The 1,722-nt window shown below is 65.2% G+C and carries 2 protein-coding genes; one reads left to right on the top strand and one right to left on the bottom strand.

Annotation, left to right across the window (positions count from 1 at the left end):
* The coding region (locus tag JHD07_RS39180; RefSeq protein ID WP_291631957.1) for an efflux RND transporter permease subunit at window positions 1–466 on the top strand (466 nt) is incomplete at its 5' end.
* A gap of 297 nt (window positions 467–763) precedes the next feature.
* On the opposite strand, the gene JHD07_RS39175 is transcribed toward JHD07_RS39180, so the two are convergent.
* The coding region (locus tag JHD07_RS39175) for an MFS transporter (RefSeq protein ID WP_291631956.1) at window positions 764–1,722 on the bottom strand (959 nt) is incomplete at its 5' end.

Here is a 1,722-nt window from a genome sequence, read left to right as displayed (position 1 = left end):
GATCTCGGTGATCCTCGCAGTGCCGCTGTCGCTGCTCGGGCCGATGCTGGTCCTGTCCGCGCTCAAGATCGACAACAACCTCTATTGCCAGATCGGCCTGATCCTGCTGATCGCGCTGTCGGCCAAGAACGCCATCCTGATCGTCGAGGTCGGGCTCGAGCTGCACGGCCGCGACGGCAGGCCGATCCTGGAGTCCGCGATCGAGGCGGCGCGGGCCCGCTTCCGCCCGATCCTGATGACGTCGTTCGCCTTCATCCTCGGCGTGGTGCCGCTGGTGCTGGCGACCGGCGCCGGCGCCAGCGCGCGCAAGTCGATCGGCATCACGGTGTTCTCGGGCATGCTGGCCTCGACCTGCCTTGCGGTGCTGTTCGTGCCGGCCTTCTTCGTGGTGGTGCAGCGCTTCGAGAACTGGCGGGCGGGGAAGAAGGCGGTGAAGGTGCAGCCGGTGGCCGAGGTGAAGACTTAGCTGTTTCTGATCCGCTCGAGACAAAAGCGCGAAAACAACCCCATGCACAGTAGGATGGGGTTTAAAAGGCTTGTTAAAATTTCGGTCTTGCCGAAGCGACTTGCTACGTCGGGCAAAACAGGGGCAGAATGGCATGATGGGCGGCATGGAGAGGCCTCGTGCCCCGGACGCTGCGCAGCGCCACTTCAGCGATGCGCTGCAGAGCCGGGGCCCATGTCTCGATGAAATGCGCAGCCTCTGGGTCCCGGCTCGGCGCCGCAACGCTTGCGCGTTGCAGCTTGTCCGGGACACGAGACTTCACACCGCCTGCGGCGTCCGGATCTCGCGGGGCAGGATCAGCGCGGCGGCGATGGCGAGCAGGCAGAGGGCGGCGAAGGCGTGCAGCATGGTGACGAAGCCGCCCTGCTCGTAGAGCCAGGCAACCAGGCCGACGGAGGCGCCGGCCGCGGTGAAGCCGACGAAATAGCGCACGGCATAGGCGCGCGAGCGCCATTCTTCCGTGGTGTATTTGCCGACCATGGCGTCGTTCACCGTGACCTGCCCGAATGCGCCCATCACGATGCCGATCGACACCAAAATCAGCGGCAAATTGTTCAGGCTGGCGGCCAGATACAGGAACGGCGCCAGCATGAACGATAGCGGCAGCGCCACCGTCTTCAGCGAATAGCGGTCGAGCAGCCGGCCGATCGTGTACTGCGTCATCGCGCCGAACACGTAGACGCCGGCCGCGATGACCCCGAGCAGCGCCGGGCTCCTGGTCAGGTCCGCAAGACGTTCGGCGAACAGCTTCGGCAGCGCCACGGTGACGGCGTTGAAAGTGGTCGAGATCGCGATCACCACGATCAGCAGCGCCAGGATCACGCGCCACATGTCCTGCTTGGCCACCCGCGCCTGCGCCGCCGCCTGCTTCGAACCCTTGCGGTCCTCGTGCACGACCAGCATCGCAAAAGCGATGCCGATCAGCACCGTAACCACGCCGGGAACGATGAAGGCAAAACGCCAGCCGAGATATTGGCCGACCACGCCGGTGACCAGCGCCGAGGAGGCAACGCCAAGATTGCCCCAGACGCCGTTGATGCCCATCTCGCGGCCGAGCCGGTCGGCATAGGACACGATCATGGCGGTGCCGACGGGGTGATAGATCGAGGCGAAGATGCCGATCGCAAACAGCGCCGCGCCGAGCTGCGCCGGCGTCTGCACGAAGCCGACTGCGACCATGGACAAGCCGATGCCGACGAAGAAGATCAGCATCATGT

Origin of the sequence: Bradyrhizobium sp. (genome assembly GCF_016462955.1) — a bacterium.
Classification (GTDB): Bacteria; Pseudomonadota; Alphaproteobacteria; order Rhizobiales; family Xanthobacteraceae; genus Bradyrhizobium.
This window is presented reverse-complemented; position numbering and strand designations above follow the sequence as displayed.